13 protein-coding genes and 1 tRNA gene are annotated in these 14,663 nt (G+C 64.6%); 6 read left to right on the forward strand and 8 right to left on the reverse strand.

The window, feature by feature from the left end; all coding sequences use genetic code 11:
* Window positions 1-64 precede the first annotated feature (64 nt).
* On the reverse strand, window positions 65-1,303 hold the full coding sequence (bamC, locus tag HV773_RS29985) for an outer membrane protein assembly factor BamC (protein ID WP_129561728.1): 1,239 nt from the start codon (window positions 1,301-1,303) through the stop codon (window positions 65-67).
* A 394-nt stretch (window positions 1,304-1,697) separates the two neighbouring features.
* Here bamC and HV773_RS29990 point away from each other — a divergent pair, with 394 nt between their 5' ends.
* Together HV773_RS29990 and HV773_RS29995 are read left to right on the forward strand one after the other, a co-directional pair.
* Complete coding sequence (locus tag HV773_RS29990; protein WP_129561727.1) at window positions 1,698-2,186, forward strand: DUF2844 domain-containing protein; 489 nt, start codon at window positions 1,698-1,700, stop codon at window positions 2,184-2,186.
* Complete coding sequence (locus HV773_RS29995; protein ID WP_129561726.1) at window positions 2,183-3,529, forward strand: DUF3443 domain-containing protein; 1,347 nt, start codon at window positions 2,183-2,185, stop codon at window positions 3,527-3,529. Before HV773_RS29990 ends, HV773_RS29995 begins: the two co-directional genes overlap by 4 nt.
* Window positions 3,530-3,551: 22 nt before the next feature.
* On the opposite strand, the gene HV773_RS30000 is transcribed toward HV773_RS29995, so the two are convergent.
* Complete coding sequence (locus tag HV773_RS30000) at window positions 3,552-4,196, reverse strand: hypothetical protein (protein WP_129561725.1); 645 nt, start codon at window positions 4,194-4,196, stop codon at window positions 3,552-3,554.
* Window positions 4,197-4,369: 173 nt separating this feature from the next.
* Here HV773_RS30000 and HV773_RS30005 point away from each other — a divergent pair, with 173 nt between their 5' ends.
* The 3 genes from HV773_RS30005 (at window position 4,370) to HV773_RS30015 (ending at window position 9,615) form a co-directional block, all read left to right on the forward strand.
* Window positions 4,370-6,136 carry a VRR-NUC domain-containing protein gene (locus HV773_RS30005; RefSeq protein WP_129561724.1) on the forward strand — a complete coding sequence of 589 codons (1,767 nt, stop codon included), beginning with the start codon at window positions 4,370-4,372 and terminating at the stop codon, window positions 6,134-6,136.
* Window positions 6,133-8,424: an ATP-dependent DNA helicase gene (locus HV773_RS30010; RefSeq protein ID WP_129561723.1), complete on the forward strand. Its 2,292-nt coding sequence runs from the start codon at window positions 6,133-6,135 to the stop codon at window positions 8,422-8,424. The genes HV773_RS30005 and HV773_RS30010 overlap by 4 nt, the downstream gene beginning before the upstream one ends.
* Before the next feature lie 114 nt (window positions 8,425-8,538).
* Window positions 8,539-9,615 carry an aldose epimerase family protein gene (locus tag HV773_RS30015; protein ID WP_129561722.1) on the forward strand — a complete coding sequence of 359 codons (1,077 nt, stop codon included), beginning with the start codon at window positions 8,539-8,541 and terminating at the stop codon, window positions 9,613-9,615.
* Window positions 9,616-9,644: 29 nt separating this feature from the next.
* On the opposite strand, the gene HV773_RS30020 is transcribed toward HV773_RS30015, so the two are convergent.
* The 3 genes from HV773_RS30020 to HV773_RS30030 form a co-directional block, all read right to left on the reverse strand.
* Window positions 9,645-10,496: a 3-hydroxybutyryl-CoA dehydrogenase gene (locus HV773_RS30020; RefSeq protein WP_129561721.1), complete on the reverse strand. Its 852-nt coding sequence runs from the start codon at window positions 10,494-10,496 to the stop codon at window positions 9,645-9,647.
* Between the two features lie 174 nt (window positions 10,497-10,670).
* The gene (locus HV773_RS30025; RefSeq protein ID WP_227875375.1) at window positions 10,671-11,204 is read right to left on the reverse strand and encodes an acyloxyacyl hydrolase; all 534 of its coding nucleotides are present in this window, start codon (window positions 11,202-11,204) and stop codon (window positions 10,671-10,673) included.
* A 622-nt stretch (window positions 11,205-11,826) separates the two neighbouring features.
* Window positions 11,827-12,768 (reverse strand): DMT family transporter, encoded by a 942-nt coding sequence (locus HV773_RS30030; protein WP_129561719.1) that lies wholly within the window; start codon window positions 12,766-12,768, stop codon window positions 11,827-11,829.
* A 296-nt stretch (window positions 12,769-13,064) separates the two neighbouring features.
* On the opposite strand from HV773_RS30030, the gene HV773_RS30035 reads away from it, so the two are divergent.
* Entirely contained in the window at window positions 13,065-13,433 is a 369-nt protein-coding gene (locus tag HV773_RS30035; protein ID WP_129561718.1) for a PepSY domain-containing protein, read from the forward strand.
* 88 nt (window positions 13,434-13,521) lie between these two features.
* On the opposite strand, the gene HV773_RS30040 is transcribed toward HV773_RS30035, so the two are convergent.
* The 3 genes from HV773_RS30040 to HV773_RS30050 all read right to left on the reverse strand — a co-directional run bounded on the left by HV773_RS30040 (window position 13,522) and on the right by HV773_RS30050 (window position 14,634).
* A tRNA-Pro gene (locus HV773_RS30040) sits at window positions 13,522-13,598 on the reverse strand.
* A gap of 82 nt (window positions 13,599-13,680) precedes the next feature.
* Window positions 13,681-14,079, reverse strand: coding sequence for a MerR family transcriptional regulator (locus HV773_RS30045; RefSeq protein ID WP_129561717.1), 399 nt, complete (start codon window positions 14,077-14,079; stop codon window positions 13,681-13,683).
* 144 nt (window positions 14,080-14,223) lie between these two features.
* Window positions 14,224-14,634, reverse strand: coding sequence for an integration host factor subunit alpha (locus HV773_RS30050; RefSeq protein WP_035530944.1), 411 nt, complete (start codon window positions 14,632-14,634; stop codon window positions 14,224-14,226).
* Window positions 14,635-14,663: the final 29 nt, after the last annotated feature.

Consider the following 14,663-nt stretch of genomic DNA (forward strand, 5'->3'; position numbering starts at 1 on the left):
TCGCAGGCGGTTTTTTGATTGCCCTGGGGCGGCCTGGACGCCGCCCCCTGCATCTCGACGATGCTTATTGCAGTTGCTCGACCACGAGGCTCATGATCTCGCGAGCCGGGCGCGACGAGTCGACCTGCCCGTTGTCGTCGAGGACCGACACGCGGGTCTGGTTATCGGTTACGGCGCGCACGTTGAGCTTGTACTGCTTCGCGACCTTGTCCTTGTGGCCGTGGAAGAGCTGGCTCCAGAAGCCCTGCTCCGCCGAACTCAGATCCTGCGGATCCACGTAGCGCAGATAGTAAATGCCCTTCGTGCGGTCGCGGTCGTCAACCGTGAAGTTCGAGCGGTCGAGCGCGACGCCCACACGCAGCCATGCGCGGTCGTACGGCTCGGCAAGCGTGAGCTCGGTCGACGTGTACTGCCCCCCCGCGGCGCCGTTAGCCGACGACGTATCGGACGGCGCGCTCTGACCCGCAACGGCAGCGTTCTGCGCCGCGATGGCGGCTGCGCCCGCGTCGGCGCCCTTGGCCGGCGTCTTGGCGTTCGTGTTCGCTTTTGCATCGGCCTCGGCGGAAATCTGCGCGTCAGGCACGCCGGGCTTGGCGCGCCCGAGCGTCACAATGAGCCGCTTGAGGTACTCGGTTTCGAGCGCCGGATCGTTGGGTTTCGGCACCCAGTGCGTAGTGTCGTTGTTGGTGCCGGTCAGCTGCTCGCTCAGGCCCTTCTGGCTGATGAAGAGGTACGTGCCGCCGGTGGGCGACGTTTCGAGGCGCGTGCGGTACTTGTTGCGCTCGGCCGTGACGTACGAATTGCCCGTGGCCCACGACAGCGTGTTGCGGATAAGGCCGTCGTTGAGCTTCGGATGGGTTTCGTTCCAGTCGGTTTCCATCACGCCCTTGTCGCGCTGGTCGACCACCAGCAGGAAGCCCTGCTCCTGCCAGAAGCGGCGCACCTGCGGCCAGACCTGGTCGGGCGTGCGGTTGTCGATGACGAGCCAGCTTTCCGTGCCGTCACGCTGAATGTGCATGCCGGGCACCTGCGGGAGCACCTGTGTCTGGTCGGACGCGGGCGCCGCGGCCTGAACCTGCTTGAGCGCGGACAGCGAGGTTTCGCCGCCTTGCGGAGGCAGCGAGCGCTGGTCGCCCGTTTCGTCAAGCATGTTCGGCGGCACGGCCAGCGACGCCTGCTTCGCTTTCGCGTCGCTGCGGTAATCGATCTTGCCGGGCGTCGGCGAACTGCAACCGGCGACCAGCCCGCCCGCCATCAGGAGCGCGAGCGCGCGTGCGGCAAGACGTTGGTGAAAATCACTCATGTTCGGGTAATCCCTTCGGCTAGGCCACGGGCTAGTTTCCGTGGATCAACCAGCCATTTTACCGGTGAGACGCCGTGCTGTGCAAAAACCAGGCAGAGACGGCGTCGCCCGGCGTGCGCCAGCCCGTCAGAGCGGCGCTCCAGGCGCTGGGTGACGGACCCCACGGCCCCTTTTTGCACCATCAATGTAACGTTCATCAACATTTCACACGCTCATCTCCACGCCCATAAATCTAGAACATTTCCTTTTTTATCAAAGAGCTACGTATGTCGACGAGGGGCCGTCAGTTTTGCGCCCGTCGACATTTGATGCTCGCTGAGCTTGCATGAGCGGCCCGATGTTAATTTCCCCGAGAAAAAAGAGATAAGCCCAAAGAACAACGTACGGAGAGTTAATGAAAACTTGCAGCTGCTTGCAGGCGGGCCGCGCCGCGACCTTCGCCTGCCTCTTCTCGGGCCTCGCGGCCGGCGCCGCACCGGCCCACGCGGCACTCGGCGACACGGCCCCGGCCGAGACTCCACAAGCCTCCACGCCCGCTAACGCCCAGACGCTCGCGGGCGGCGCAGCACGTGTGACGAGCTACGTCGACGCGGGCGGCACGCACTTCAACGAGTACATCGCCACCCGCAACGGCCAGATCTTTGCCTATACGTGGCAAGGCCCTACCCCGCCGGATCTCGATGCACTGCTTGGCCGCTACGCCGCCGACTGGCACAGCGGCGCCACCGCGCTCCATGCCGCCGGACGCGACAGCCTGCACGCCGCACGCGTTGATACGCCCACGGTCGTCGTCGAATCTGGTGGCCAAATGCGCAGCTATATCGGCCGTGCGTGGCTGCCTGCGGCGTTGCCTGCGGGCATCACGGAAGGAGACCTGCAATGAGCACGCCGGCGCAACGCGTTTCGCCCGCGGAGGAGCGCGCAAACGCACACTCGCGCGTGTCCGCGGGCATCCTCGCCGTGGCGCTCACCGCAGTGCTCACTGCAGTGCTCACGGCCTGCGGGGGAAGCGGCAACACCGGCGTAGTAAGCGGCACGACACCCGCGAGCACGCCCTCTGCGGCCAGTGCGCCGTCGAGTGCGAGTGCGCCGTCGTCGACCAGTCCGGGCCCCTCCAGCACGTCCGGCACCGTGCCGCAATCGACCACGCCGAATGTCCTCGCGGTCAGTGTCGCCGCCACGCCCCAATCCGCACGCAACATGCTCATGGCGAGCGTGACCGTGTGCGTGCCGGGCACGACGACCTGCGCAACCGTCGACAACGTGCAGGTCGACACCGGCTCGCAAGGCCTGCGCCTGCTCGCCTCCGCACTGCCCGCCGGATTCGCCCTGCCCGCTGTCAACGCGGGAGCCAGTTCGTCGCCCGCTGGCGAATGCGCGGCCTTCGGCACCGGCTATACGTGGGGCGCGGTGCGCAGCGCCGACGTGCGGCTCGCGGGCGAAGTTGCCCCGTCACTGCCGATTCAGGTGATCGCCGACGCGTCCGTGCCCACCACGCCGAGTTACTGCCAGGGTTTCGGGTTCGCGATGATCAATACCACGGCGCTGCGCTCGAACGGCATCCTCGGCGTCGGGACCTTCAATGCCGACTGCGGCGCAGCCTGCGTTAATCAACCCAATAGTTCGTGGTACTACGCATGCCCGTCCGGCAGCTGCACGGCAAGTGCGCAGCCACTTGCGCAGCAGGTGCGCAACCCCGTCGCGTCGTTTGCCACCGACAACAACGGCGTCGTGATCGATCTGCCGGCGGTGCCCGACACGGGCCAAAGCGCGGTGAGCGGATCCCTGGTCTTCGGCATCGGCTCGCAACCGAACAACGCGCTCGGCAGCGCTACAGTGCTGCGCGCGAATACGGTAACGGGCTACGTGACGACCACGACCTCGGACGGTTCGATCTATCCGCTCAGCTATCTGGATAGCGGATCGAATGGCTTCTTCTTCGCGACCTCCGCCCTCACGCGCTGCGGTGTGTGGTACTGCCCGAGCACGCCGCAAAGCATCGGCGCATCGATCAAGGGAACAGACGGCATCAGCGCGCCGGCCTCGGTCTCGGTTGCGAACGCGCAAACGCTCCTCGCCAGCAGCAACTGGGCGTTCAACGACCTCGCGGGATACAACGGCAATATGTTCGGCTGGGGATTGCCGTTCTTCTTCGGACGGCGAATCTATACGGCGATCGAAGCCCAGGTGACCCCGGCGGGAACGGGGCCGTACTTCGCGTTCTGAGTGGTGCGCGCAAGCGCGCGGGTCATTCGTCGTCGACTTCCGGCGCGGGCGTGGTCTTCGCGAGCGCGCCCGGAGAGAGCCAGCGGAACGACGTGAGACTGCCCGTCTTGTCGTAGGTGCACTCGGCGGCAGTGGACGGGCGCGGCGCCTTGTGCAAACCGAGCTTCACGGCAAGCACCGCCATCGGCGTCGTGGGCTTGCCCTCCGCGACCGGAGCCGCAGCCGGCGCGGATGCTGCGGAGGCACCCGAAGCCGCCGAAACCATGGACGCAGCCAGCGGCGCAGACGCGCCGCGCGCAGCCACTGCGGCAGTCGAATTTGCAGTTGAAGTCGCGGTCGGCATAGACGCGGTCGAGGCGCTTGCCGCGCTCGCGCCGGAAGCGCTTGCTGTCGTGGCGGACGCACCCGCCACAGCAGCCGCGGCCGAGGCGCTGAGCTTGCCCGATGCCGGCAATGCGCCGCGATCGAGCAAGCCTTCGACCACGACGCGTTTGCCGCGATACGCCACGGCGGTATGCGTGACGGACAATGCCCCCAGCGAAGCGCTGGCGAGCCGGGTGCGCATTTCCTGCTCGCACTCACTGGGGTTCTGATACTGCGCGACGCATCCCGCGAGCAGAGTGGCCCCGGCGGTGAGGCCGACGAGGCAAGCTTTCCGTTTGTTCATCGCTCTTGTTGCGCTTCTCGCGCGGTTCGGTTTTCAGGCTGCGGCAATTGTAGCGTACAGGCCGCGAGGACCCGAGGCGCACCGGACTTTGGCGCCGCCACTGCTGCCGCCCGAGGCTCGCTGGCCACGCCGGCCTGCTATCATCGCTGCTGTATATTCATACAGTGCCGCGCGTGCTTCCCGAATCCCCCGATCCGTTCTATTACCTCGCGAACTTCGAACGCGCGCTCGCCTCGCTCGATGCGCGCTGCGCCGACTTGTTCGACGAAGCCGAGCAGCGCTTCGTGCAAGGGTTCCGCGCCCTGCCGCGCGGCTCGCGCGCGCTGTTCGTGCGCATGCTGATGCGCAAGGGCCCGAATTTTCGCGCAAGCAAACTGGACTACGCCGAGATTGGCTGTCCGCGCGCGGCGGCCGCTCCCCTCGTCGACGCGGGCTGGCTGGACAACGCGCCCGTGCTCGCGCTCGATGCCCTCGCCGCGCTCGTCACCAAGGCCGAATTGCAGACGCTCAATGCGCGCTTCGCAGCCGATACCGCTGCGCCCGGTGCGCGAGCCACACGCACCGTACGCACCTTACGCACCACACGCGCCGAAACGCTCGAAGCCCTGCAAGCCGCTGCACCCGAAGCGCGCGGTTGGTCCGCGTGGTTTCCTGGCTCGGCCGATACCGTCTTCCATTTGGCCGCCGCGCCGCTGTGCGAGCGGCTCAGGCTGATGTTCTTCGGCAACCTGCGGCAGGACTGGTCCGAGTTCGTGCTCGCCGATCTGGGTGTCTATCGCTACGAGCCCGTGCCGCTCGACAGCGCGTCGCGCGCGTTCCGGCAGCGCGCCGATATCGACGCCTGGCTTGCGCTGCGAGACTGCCGCGAGACCTTCGATCTCGCGCCCGATGCCGCAAGCGCCGTCACCGCCGTGGGCGCGGCGCTCGATACGCTCGACCTGCTCGCGCCGTACACCCAGTCCAACGACTGGCTGCGCTCGCGTCACGACCGGGTGCGCCACGCAGCGGGTCAGACTGCCGAACGGATGGGCGAACCGGCACTCGCGTGGCGCGCCTATATCGACTGCGGCCATCCAGAATCGCGCTACCGGCGCGTACGCGTGCTCGAGCAACTGGGCCGCCGCGCCGACGCCCTCGCGCTCGCACGGACGATTGCCGGCGCGCCCGCGAACGAAGAGGAAGCGCAACGCGCGACGCGCACGCTCGCGCGCCTCGCGCGACGGCGCACCGCGAGCGCGGAAACAGGCGTAAGCCAGGCAACCCGCGAGTCAACCCGCGCGCCGACGTTCGCCAGCGCCGAACTCACGCTACCCGCGGCCTGCGCGGGTCTGCGCGTGGAGGAAGCCGCGCGCCAGACGCTCGAGCGCGCGGACGCACCCGTCTTCTACGTCGAGAACACGCTCATCAACGGCCTGTTCGGCCTGCTCTGCTGGCCCGCTCTCTTCGCAGCGCTGCCGGGCGCATTCTTCCATCCGTTCCAGCGCGGCCCCGCCGATCTACACGCCGCCGACTTCGTCCAGCGGCGCGCCGGGCTCTTCGCCGCCTGTCTCGCCGAGCTCGAAAGCGGCACGTATCGCGCGACCATCGAGCAGCGTTTTGGCGAGAAGTCCGGCATCCAGTCGCCTTACGTCGCATGGCCCGCGCTCGACGCCGCCCTGCTCGCGCTCGCACTCGACTGTTTTCCTCCTGCCCACTTGCGGCTATGGTTCGAGCGGCTCCTGCGCGAGCCCGCCGCGAATCGCTCGGGCCTGCCCGACCTCGTGCGTTTCTGGCCGCGCGAGCGACGCTACGAACTGATCGAAGTGAAAGGCCCCGGCGACCGGCTGCAGGACAACCAGCGCCGCTGGCTCGCGTACTGCGCCGCGCACGGCGTGCCCGTGACGGTGCTGCAAGTGCGCTGGGCGGCGCAGTCAAACGTGAACGCTGCACCAATGCGATGAGCTACACCGTCGCGGTCCGTACGCTCTGCGAGTTCACCGCTAAACGCGGCGACCTCGACTTGCGTTTCACGCCCTCGCCCGATGCAAGCGAAGGCCGCGCCGGCCACGCCGCGATTGCCGCGCGCCGGCCCGCCGGCTACGAAACCGAAGTCGCGCTCACCGGCGTGTTCGGCACGCTCACCGTGCGTGGCCGCGCCGACGGCTACGACCCGGCACGCCAACGGCTCGAAGAATTCAAGACCTATCGCGGCGATCTGGACGCGATGCGCGAGAACCAGCGCGCGCTGCACTGGGCGCAGTTGCGCGTCTACGGCGCGCTGATGTGCGAAAAGCTCGGCCTCGATGCGCTCGAACTTGCGCTCGTTTACTACGAGATTGGCTCGGGACGTGAGACGGCACTTGTCGAGCACGCGAGCGCACAGCAATTGCGCGCCGAATTCGAATCGCAATGCGCACGCTTCGTCGCGTGGGCGGAACAGGAAAGCGCGCATCGCGCGGCGCGCGACAGTGCGCTCGCGGCATTGCGCCTGCCGCATGCTGCGTTCCGCGAAGGCCAGCGCGATCTCGCCGAGGCCGTGTGGCGCGCGGCGACGCAAGGCCGCTGCCTGCTGGTGGAAGCGCCGACCGGCATCGGCAAGACCATTGGCACGCTGTTCCCGCAACTGAAGGCCTGCGCGCGGGCCGACATCGACAAGGTGCTGTTCCTGAGCGCCAAAAGCTCGGGACGTCAACTGGCCATCGACGCACTCAACACGCTCGCCAATGTGCATGCCGATGGCGAAGCTAATGCGAGTGGTAACGCGGGCGCGCTGCCGCTGCGCGTTTTAGAGCTGGTCGCGCGCGAAAAGGCTTGCGAGCACCCAGACCTCGCATGCCACGGACAATCATGCCCGCTCGCGCGTGGTTTCTACGACCGCCTGCCCGCCGCACGCGCGGCTGCCCTCACGCGCGTGCGACTCGAGCGCGCGACGCTGCGCGAAGTCGCGCGCGAACATGAGGTGTGTCCGTACTACCTCGGCCAGGAACTCGCGCGCTGGAGCGACGTGATCGTCGGCGACTACAACTATTACTTCGACGTGAGCGCCATGCTGTTCATGCTCGGTGCGCACAATCAGTGGCACACGAGCGTGCTCGTGGACGAAGCGCACAACTTGCCTGAACGCGCCCGCGCGATGTATTCCGCCGAGCTCGTGCAAACGCGCGTGGACGCCGTGCGACGTGCAGCAAGCGCCCCGGTGAAGCGCGCACTGACCCGCCTCGCGCGCCTCTGGAACGCGCAAAACGCTGTACAGCCACACGCCTGGCGCGCGAGCGAAGCGCTGCCCGATGGTTTAGTCGCCGCGCTCAGCGATGTGATTGCCGCGATTGGCGACCAGCTTGCGCAACCGGCGCTCGTGCGCGACGCCGAGCTCGAACGCTTCTATTTCGACGCGCTGCACTTCGTGCGCATGGCCGAACGCTTCGACACGCAATCGATCTTCGACGTCACGCCGCTTCGCGCACCGCAAGCGAAGCGCGCGCGCTCGACGCTCTGTATCCGTAACATCGTGCCGGCTGGCGCGCTGCGCGCGCGCATGGCGGCAGCCCACAGCGTGACGCTTTTCTCCGCCACGCTCGCGCCCACGCACTACTACACCGACATGCTCGGCTTGCCGGAAAACACCGTGAACGTAAAGATCGGCACGCCGTTTCGCACCGAGCAACTCGAGGTGCGGATCGCGCGCGATATCTCGACACGCTACAAGGACCGCGAGCGCTCGCTCGATGCGCTGGTCGAGCGCATCGCTGCGCAATATACAGCGCGGCCCGGCAATTACTTGTGCTTCCTCAGCAGCTACGATTATCTCCAGCTTGCCGCCGACGCCTTCGTCGCGCGGCACCCGCACGTGAGCACATGGATGCAGTCACGCACGATGGACGAAGCGCAGCAACAGGCCTTCGTCGCGCGCTTCGTGGAAGGCGGTTGCGGAATCGGCTTTGCGGTGCTCGGCGGCGCTTTCGGCGAGGGCATCGACTTGCCGGGCACGCGCTTGATCGGCTCCTTTATCGCGACGCTCGGCATGCCGCAGGTGAATCCCGTCAACGAGGCGATGCGCGAGCGCATGGAAACGCTCTACGGCGCCGGGTTCGACTACACCTACCTGATTCCCGGATTGCGCAAGGTCGTACAGGCCGCAGGCCGCGTGATTCGCACCGAACGCGATAGCGGCGTCGTGCATCTGCTCGACGACCGCTTCGCGCGGCCCGACGTGCGCGCACTATTGCCCGCATGGTGGCATATCGGTTGAACGCCATCGGTCAATAGTCCAAACTATTGCGACGCCATACCGGCCGCATGGAGTTGTATGACCCGCACGCTTTCCGCCTGGAATACTCCAAGTCATTAAAAGGAAACACGCCCCATGAACCGAATCGCTCAATTGAGTTCCGAACCTTGGGGCGCCCTGCCCAACGGCGACGCCTGCCGGCTCTACACGCTTCGCAACGCGCGAGGCATGCGAGTGCAGATCAGCGACCTCGGCGCGACGCTGGTGTCCTGGCACGCGCCCGACCGCACAGGGCGACTCGCCGACATCCTGCTGGGCCACGACACGCCCACCGCCTACTACACGGCCACAACGTACATGGGCGGCCTGATTGGCCGCTGGGCCAACCGCATTGCCGATGCGCGCTTCACACTGGATGGCGTCGACTACCGACTCGACCGCAATGAGAACGGCAATCTGCTGCATGGCGGCGCGAACGGGTTTCACCGCGCGATATGGCAAGCCGAGGACGAGCGCGGCGCGCTGCTGCTGCGGCTCGAGTCTCCCGCAGGCAACGGCGGCTTTCCCGGCAACGTGAGCGTGCAGGTGCGCTACACGCTCGACGACGACGGCACGCTCACCATCGACTACGAAGCCTCCAGCGACGCACCCACACCGCTGAACCTCACAAGCCACGGTTATTTCAACCTCAGCGGCGAACCGGGCTCGGACATTCGCGATCACATCCTCACGATCGACGCCGATGCGTACCTCGAAGTCGATCCGCGGATGATCCCCATTGGCATGGCCGACGTCAGCGGCACCGCCTTCGACTTTCGCGAGGGCGCTCCACTAGGCACGCGGCTCGACTCGCCCCATGCGCAGATCGCACTGGCGGGCGGCGTCGACCACTGCTACATCGTGCGCGATGCCGCCCGAACGGGCCATGCACCGGCTGTGCGCAGCGTGGCGAATGTCTACGAGCCCCGCAGCGGACGCGAACTCACGGTCGCAACCGACCAGCGCGGCCTGCAGTGCTATACGGGAAATTATCTGGAAGGTCAGCCGGGGCGCCACGGCGCGCCGTGCGTGCGCCACGCGGCGCTGTGTCTGGAAGCGGGCGGATTCCCGAACCAGATCAATATGGAAGCACCAGAATGCAATGACCTTGTATTGCGCCCCGGCGGCACTTACCGCCAGGTCACGCAATACAAGGCAGGCGTGCGATCCTGAACCGGAATACTCTGGAATCCTCAGGAAACTTAGGCGTACTGGTACACGCCACGACCGGTTTTGCGACCGAGCTGCCCCGCTGCCACCATTTCGCGCAAGAGCGGGCACGCACGATATTTCGAGTCGCCGAAGTCCTTCAGGAACACGTCCATCACCGAGAGGCACACGTCGAGGCCGATCAGATCCGCGAGCGCGAGCGGCCCAATCGGATGATTCGCGCCGAGCTTCATGCCCGCGTCGATTTCCTCGGCGCTCGCAACGCCTTCGGCGAGCACGAAGAACGCCTCGTTGATCATCGGCACGAGAATGCGGTTCACGACGAAACCCGGCGCGTTCTTTACCGCGATGGGCGTCTTGTCCAGACGCTGCGCGAGATCTCGCACCGCATCGACCACGGCCGGGCGCGTCTGCAGGCCGCGGATCACCTCGACGAGCGGCATCATCGGCACCGGATTGAAAAAGTGCATGCCGATGAAACGAGCAGGATCGGCAAGCGTCGTCGCGAGCGCCGTGATCGAAATGGACGAGGTGTTCGAAGCGATGATCGCGTCGGGACGCGCAGCGGTTTCGATCTGCTTGAGAATGCGCGTCTTGAGCTCGACATTCTCCGTGGCCGCCTCGATCACGAGATCGGCGCTGCCCAGGCGCTGGTAGTCGGTGCTGGTCTCGATGCGCGCGAGCGCTGCATCGCGCACGGCCGCATCGAGCTTGCCCTTCGAAACGAGCCGCTCAAGGCTGTGCGTGAGCGTCGCCACGCCTTTGGCGAGCGCCGCGTCCGTCACGTCGATCATCACCGCCTTGAGCCCCGCCACGGCCACCGCCTGCGCGATGCCGTTGCCCATTGTGCCCGCGCCCACGATCCCAACCGTCTCGATTGCCATGCCTGCTCCTCACTCACTGGTCTGCGACGCCTGTGCATCGCCGATGGAAAAAACCGGCCATGCGGTGCGCGTGATGCACCGCATCATGAAGCGACAGTGTAACGGGTTGTGAAGGCAGGCTGAAACCGGTGCGACGGGGGGGCGATAATGCCCCCCGCCCTGGGCACACCTGACTCAGAAGTTGTACTGCACGTAGATCTCGCTGAAGTTCAAGCCCGGGTTGGGCGTCTTGATGTCGGCGTTGGAGACGTGCTGAAAGCGAAAACCGGCCTGGAAGTTCTGATGCTCGCCGAACTGCGCACCCACGCCCACTACGTCCGCGAACTGGAATGCCGTCGACATGGTGCGGTCGCCCGTGAGCTGCACATGCGAAAGGAGACGCACACCAATGCCGGCCTCGAAGAACGGCCTGAACCAACCGCTGTCCTTGATGATGCGAAACACCGGCGTCAAGCCGAATTCCCAGATGTTCGGATGCGAGGCACCGTCTTCCGTGAGATCCCAGTACGCGACGTGCCCCTCGCCCACCACCGTGAAATGAAAGCCTCCGAAATGCCACCACTGAAGCCCCGGATCCCAAACGAGGCCCAGGTCGAGTTTCTTCACGCCATAGCTTGCGACGCCGCCCCCAAACTGGACGCCGAATTGGTCGGCATGCGCGCCCGCCGCTCCAAAGGCCAACAGGGTCGCGCATACTCCACGCGCCATCCGGAGCGGCCACTCCGATCTTTTTCCTGTCATGAATATCCCCGGAAACGAACGACATCTCACGACGCGCTATTTAAAACCTCGCTTCCCTTTTGGAGCGGACATTTGCGGCCATTTGCGAATCCCTCTCGCATGGTGCAGCCAAGTGTAATCGCGAGTTCCGACTTCTGCTGACAACTGCACCCCCACTCGCTTGAATGCCTGACTCATGGCTTTCATCACAATACACAACACCTGCAATCAAATTGAATGACACATTAACCGGCAGCTTTTACTTCACACAAAAGCGCAACCCTTATCGCTTTTACCTGGAGCGATCGGACTAAATCGAACTTATTGGCATTTATTTATTTTTCAGCGAAGCGGATTAGCGCGTCGGTGCGTTCGATCACGTGATTCTGAAGAATCGCATCGAAGCAAATCACGCGCCGCGCATTGACGTCTTACATCAAGCGCGGCGATGCACAAGAAATGAGTGAAAGCAATGGCGCGAGGCTCGTTCAACGGCCTGGCAGATGGCTCAGTGAGCACGGCACGGACAACCGTGCAAGACGTCGCGTTGCACGACGCCATATCGTTGCTTACGCAACCATTTAGTTAGTTGCCGCGCCTCCCCAGGCGCTTATTGTTGTTTGGCGCCCGTGCCTTCCCTGCGCGCCCCCAGACCCGGAAGCCGCTTGATAAAGCCGGTCGCAAGCGACGTTCCCGCGAGAATCGCAACGCAAGCCTCGATCATGCCCACCGACACACGTTCGCCAAGAAACAGCGCGCCCCAGAGGATGCCGAACACCGGAATCACAAACGTCACGGTAATTGTGCGCGCGGGGCCAATCGCGGCAATCAGGCGGAAGAACAGCAGATATGCAACACCCGTGCACGCAACGCCGAGACAGAGCGCAGCACCCCACGCATGCAAAGAAACCGCGGCATGCGGCCAGGTGGCCAGCGCGAACGGCGTCAGCACGACGGTGGCGGCCGTCATGGTGCCAGCGGCCACGGTGAGCGGATCAACACCGGTCAGATGGCGCTTCGTGAAACTCGCCGCGACGCCATAAAGCGCCGCCGCACAGAGCGCAGCCCCGGCGGCAAGCACAGTGGCCGAGGTGCTCGCCCCATCGCCGGCGCGCGTGGCGATCTGATCCCAAACCAGCGCGAGCACACCTGCAAAGCCGATCACGAGGCCCGCAATGCGCGAACCGCTCAGCCGGTCCTTGAGCCACAAATACGCGACCACAGCGCCGAACAACGGCGTAGTCGCGTTGATCACCGAAGTCACGCCCGCGGAGAGCGTGAGTTCGGCCCATGCGAAGAGGCAGAACGGCGCGGCCGAGTTGAGGATGCCGACCACGAAGAGCGGCCACGCGCGCTCGCGCAACGCGCCTAGCGCCTCGCGCGGCGAACGCCGCGAGAACAGCACGATCAGCAGGAACAGCGCGCCGATGCCAACGCGCAGCGCCATCAGCGGCGCCACACCCAGATCGGTTACGCCGACACGGATAAAGAGGAATGACCCGCCCCATAGGGCGGCCAGAAAAACGAGTTGAGCGAGTTCGATCGGATTCATGGTCGACAGTGCACGTACGAAGGGGACAACATCGGCAGTCAAGCGCTAATCGTAAAGGGCGCAGCGCAACCCTCCTAGCGAATGATTCTCATCGATATGTGAGAAAAATTAACACCGAATATTGCGGACTTATTCCTGGTCCGTAGAGGCTTACGCTTTGAATTGAAGGACTTAACACAGTCCGCTCAGGTTCAGACGTTATGCGCGGGAGACAACACAGGGGCGCAATGCACCGGCGTAAATTGGGCTGTCGGCCCATGTTCGCTGCCCGCCATTTCAGTGCCTGGAGAGATCAAATGAAGATTCTGCTTGCCGCCATGCTCCTGGTCCCAGCCGCGACTGCGCTTGCGCAAGGCACGGCCTTCCCCGACGACGCCACCACGCCCAACGCCGCTACACTCCAGCAACGCCTCACCGGCAAAGCCTTCGACATCAAGCTCGGCGACGGCAGCATGTGGTACGTCCAGTACGGCGACGGCGGCAGCTTCGATTTCAAGTCGAGCAAAGGATTCGCCGATCACGGTGACTGGAAAGCTGAAGATGGCAAGATCTGCAGCAAGGGCAGCAAAATTCCGTATTCGTGCAACGAGGTGCGCATGAAAGGCGCCGATCTGTACCTCAAGCGCGATAACGGCGAAATCGTGCAATTCGTCGAGGCACAGTGAGGCCGGATCATGCGATAGAGCCGAACAGCGTTTCTGGCACAAAAGAAAAAGGCCTTACGGTTTTCACCGTAAGGCCTTTTTTGACTTCTGGTCGGGGCGAGAGGATTTGAACCTCCGACCACCTGCACCCCATGCAGGTACGCTACCAGGCTGCGCTACGCCCCGAGAGCTAGAAAGTATAACAGAGCGCTTCTCTAATTAGAACCACCCAAATCGCAATTCGCTACAAAGATTGCCGAAGGAGCTTTCATTGCCCGAGCAGGTCGATCACATGCAGCAATTCCTTGCGCAACTGGTCGACGTCGACCATCGCCATATTGCTCTGCGCAACGCTCTCCTCACCCACATCGCCCGACGCAGCGTCTTCCACCACCGCGCCAGACGAATCGAGCCGGTTGCGCGCGCCGTTGATCGTGAATCCCTGCTCGTAAAGCAGTTCGCGAATGCGCCGGATCAGCAAGACTTCATGATGCTGATAGTAACGGCGGTTGCCGCGCCGCTTGACCGGCCTCAACTGCGTGAACTCCTGCTCCCAATACCGCAGCACATGGGGCTTCACACCGCACAACTCGCTCACTTCGCCGATCGTGAAGTAGCGCTTGGCGGGGATGGGGGGCAAGACGACCTTTTCGATTGTCGATGTCATCGCCGGGTTGCCGTCGTGGTGGTTGCGCAAATGTGGCGTCGCCGCCGGTCAGTTGTTTCCAGTCACGCCCGCTGCACGATCCGTCATGTGCGGCCCGTGCGAGCGTGCGCGGGTCCTCCCGCGCATGATGCCTTGATTGATGGATCAGCGCGAGAAGCTTGCCTCGGCGCCGCTCTCGACCAGCGCCTTGAGCTTCTGGCTCGCATGGAATGTCACCACGCGTCGCGCAGCAATGGGAATTGCCTCTCCGGTCTTCGGGTTGCGGCCCGGCCGTTGCGGCTTGTCGCGCAACTGGAAATTGCCGAAGCCCGAGAGCTTTACGCTGTCACCGCCTTCGAGCGCGTCGCGAATCACTTCGAAGAACGCTTCGACCATGTCCTTGGCCTCGCGCTTGTTGAGCCCGACATTGTCGAACAGCAGTTCCGCGAGCTCGGCTTTGGTCAGCGTGGGCGTGTCGTTCGTGGCGCTTGCCGACGAGGCAGGAATGTCGCGAATCATGGCGCTACGCTGTGCCGCAAGAAGGGCTTCGAAATCACTCGAGTTCATTTCGTTCATCTATCTATGAAATGGCGCGCTTCCGGTTG

It is taken from the genome of Paraburkholderia caffeinitolerans (genome assembly GCF_902859945.1).
In the GTDB taxonomy this organism is placed as follows: Bacteria; Pseudomonadota; Gammaproteobacteria; order Burkholderiales; family Burkholderiaceae; genus Paraburkholderia; species Paraburkholderia caffeinitolerans.

Coding starts and splice junctions, on each gene's coding strand:
- HV773_RS30015 (WP_129561722.1), top strand. CDS start 8,539: ATGAACCGAATCGCTCAATTGAGTTCCGAACCTTGGGGCGCCCTGCCC.
- HV773_RS30025 (WP_227875375.1), bottom strand. CDS start 11,204: ATGGCGCGTGGAGTATGCGCGACCCTGTTGGCCTTTGGAGCGGCGGGC.
- HV773_RS29995 (WP_129561726.1), top strand. CDS start 2,183: ATGAGCACGCCGGCGCAACGCGTTTCGCCCGCGGAGGAGCGCGCAAAC.
- HV773_RS30000 (WP_129561725.1), bottom strand. CDS start 4,196: ATGAACAAACGGAAAGCTTGCCTCGTCGGCCTCACCGCCGGGGCCACT.
- HV773_RS29990 (WP_129561727.1), top strand. CDS start 1,698: ATGAAAACTTGCAGCTGCTTGCAGGCGGGCCGCGCCGCGACCTTCGCC.
- HV773_RS30045 (WP_129561717.1), bottom strand. CDS start 14,079: ATGACATCGACAATCGAAAAGGTCGTCTTGCCCCCCATCCCCGCCAAG.
- HV773_RS30050 (WP_035530944.1), bottom strand. CDS start 14,634: ATGAACGAAATGAACTCGAGTGATTTCGAAGCCCTTCTTGCGGCACAG.
- bamC (WP_129561728.1), bottom strand. CDS start 1,303: ATGAGTGATTTTCACCAACGTCTTGCCGCACGCGCGCTCGCGCTCCTG.
- HV773_RS30020 (WP_129561721.1), bottom strand. CDS start 10,496: ATGGCAATCGAGACGGTTGGGATCGTGGGCGCGGGCACAATGGGCAAC.
- HV773_RS30030 (WP_129561719.1), bottom strand. CDS start 12,768: ATGAATCCGATCGAACTCGCTCAACTCGTTTTTCTGGCCGCCCTATGG.
- HV773_RS30010 (WP_129561723.1), top strand. CDS start 6,133: ATGAGCTACACCGTCGCGGTCCGTACGCTCTGCGAGTTCACCGCTAAA.
- HV773_RS30035 (WP_129561718.1), top strand. CDS start 13,065: ATGAAGATTCTGCTTGCCGCCATGCTCCTGGTCCCAGCCGCGACTGCG.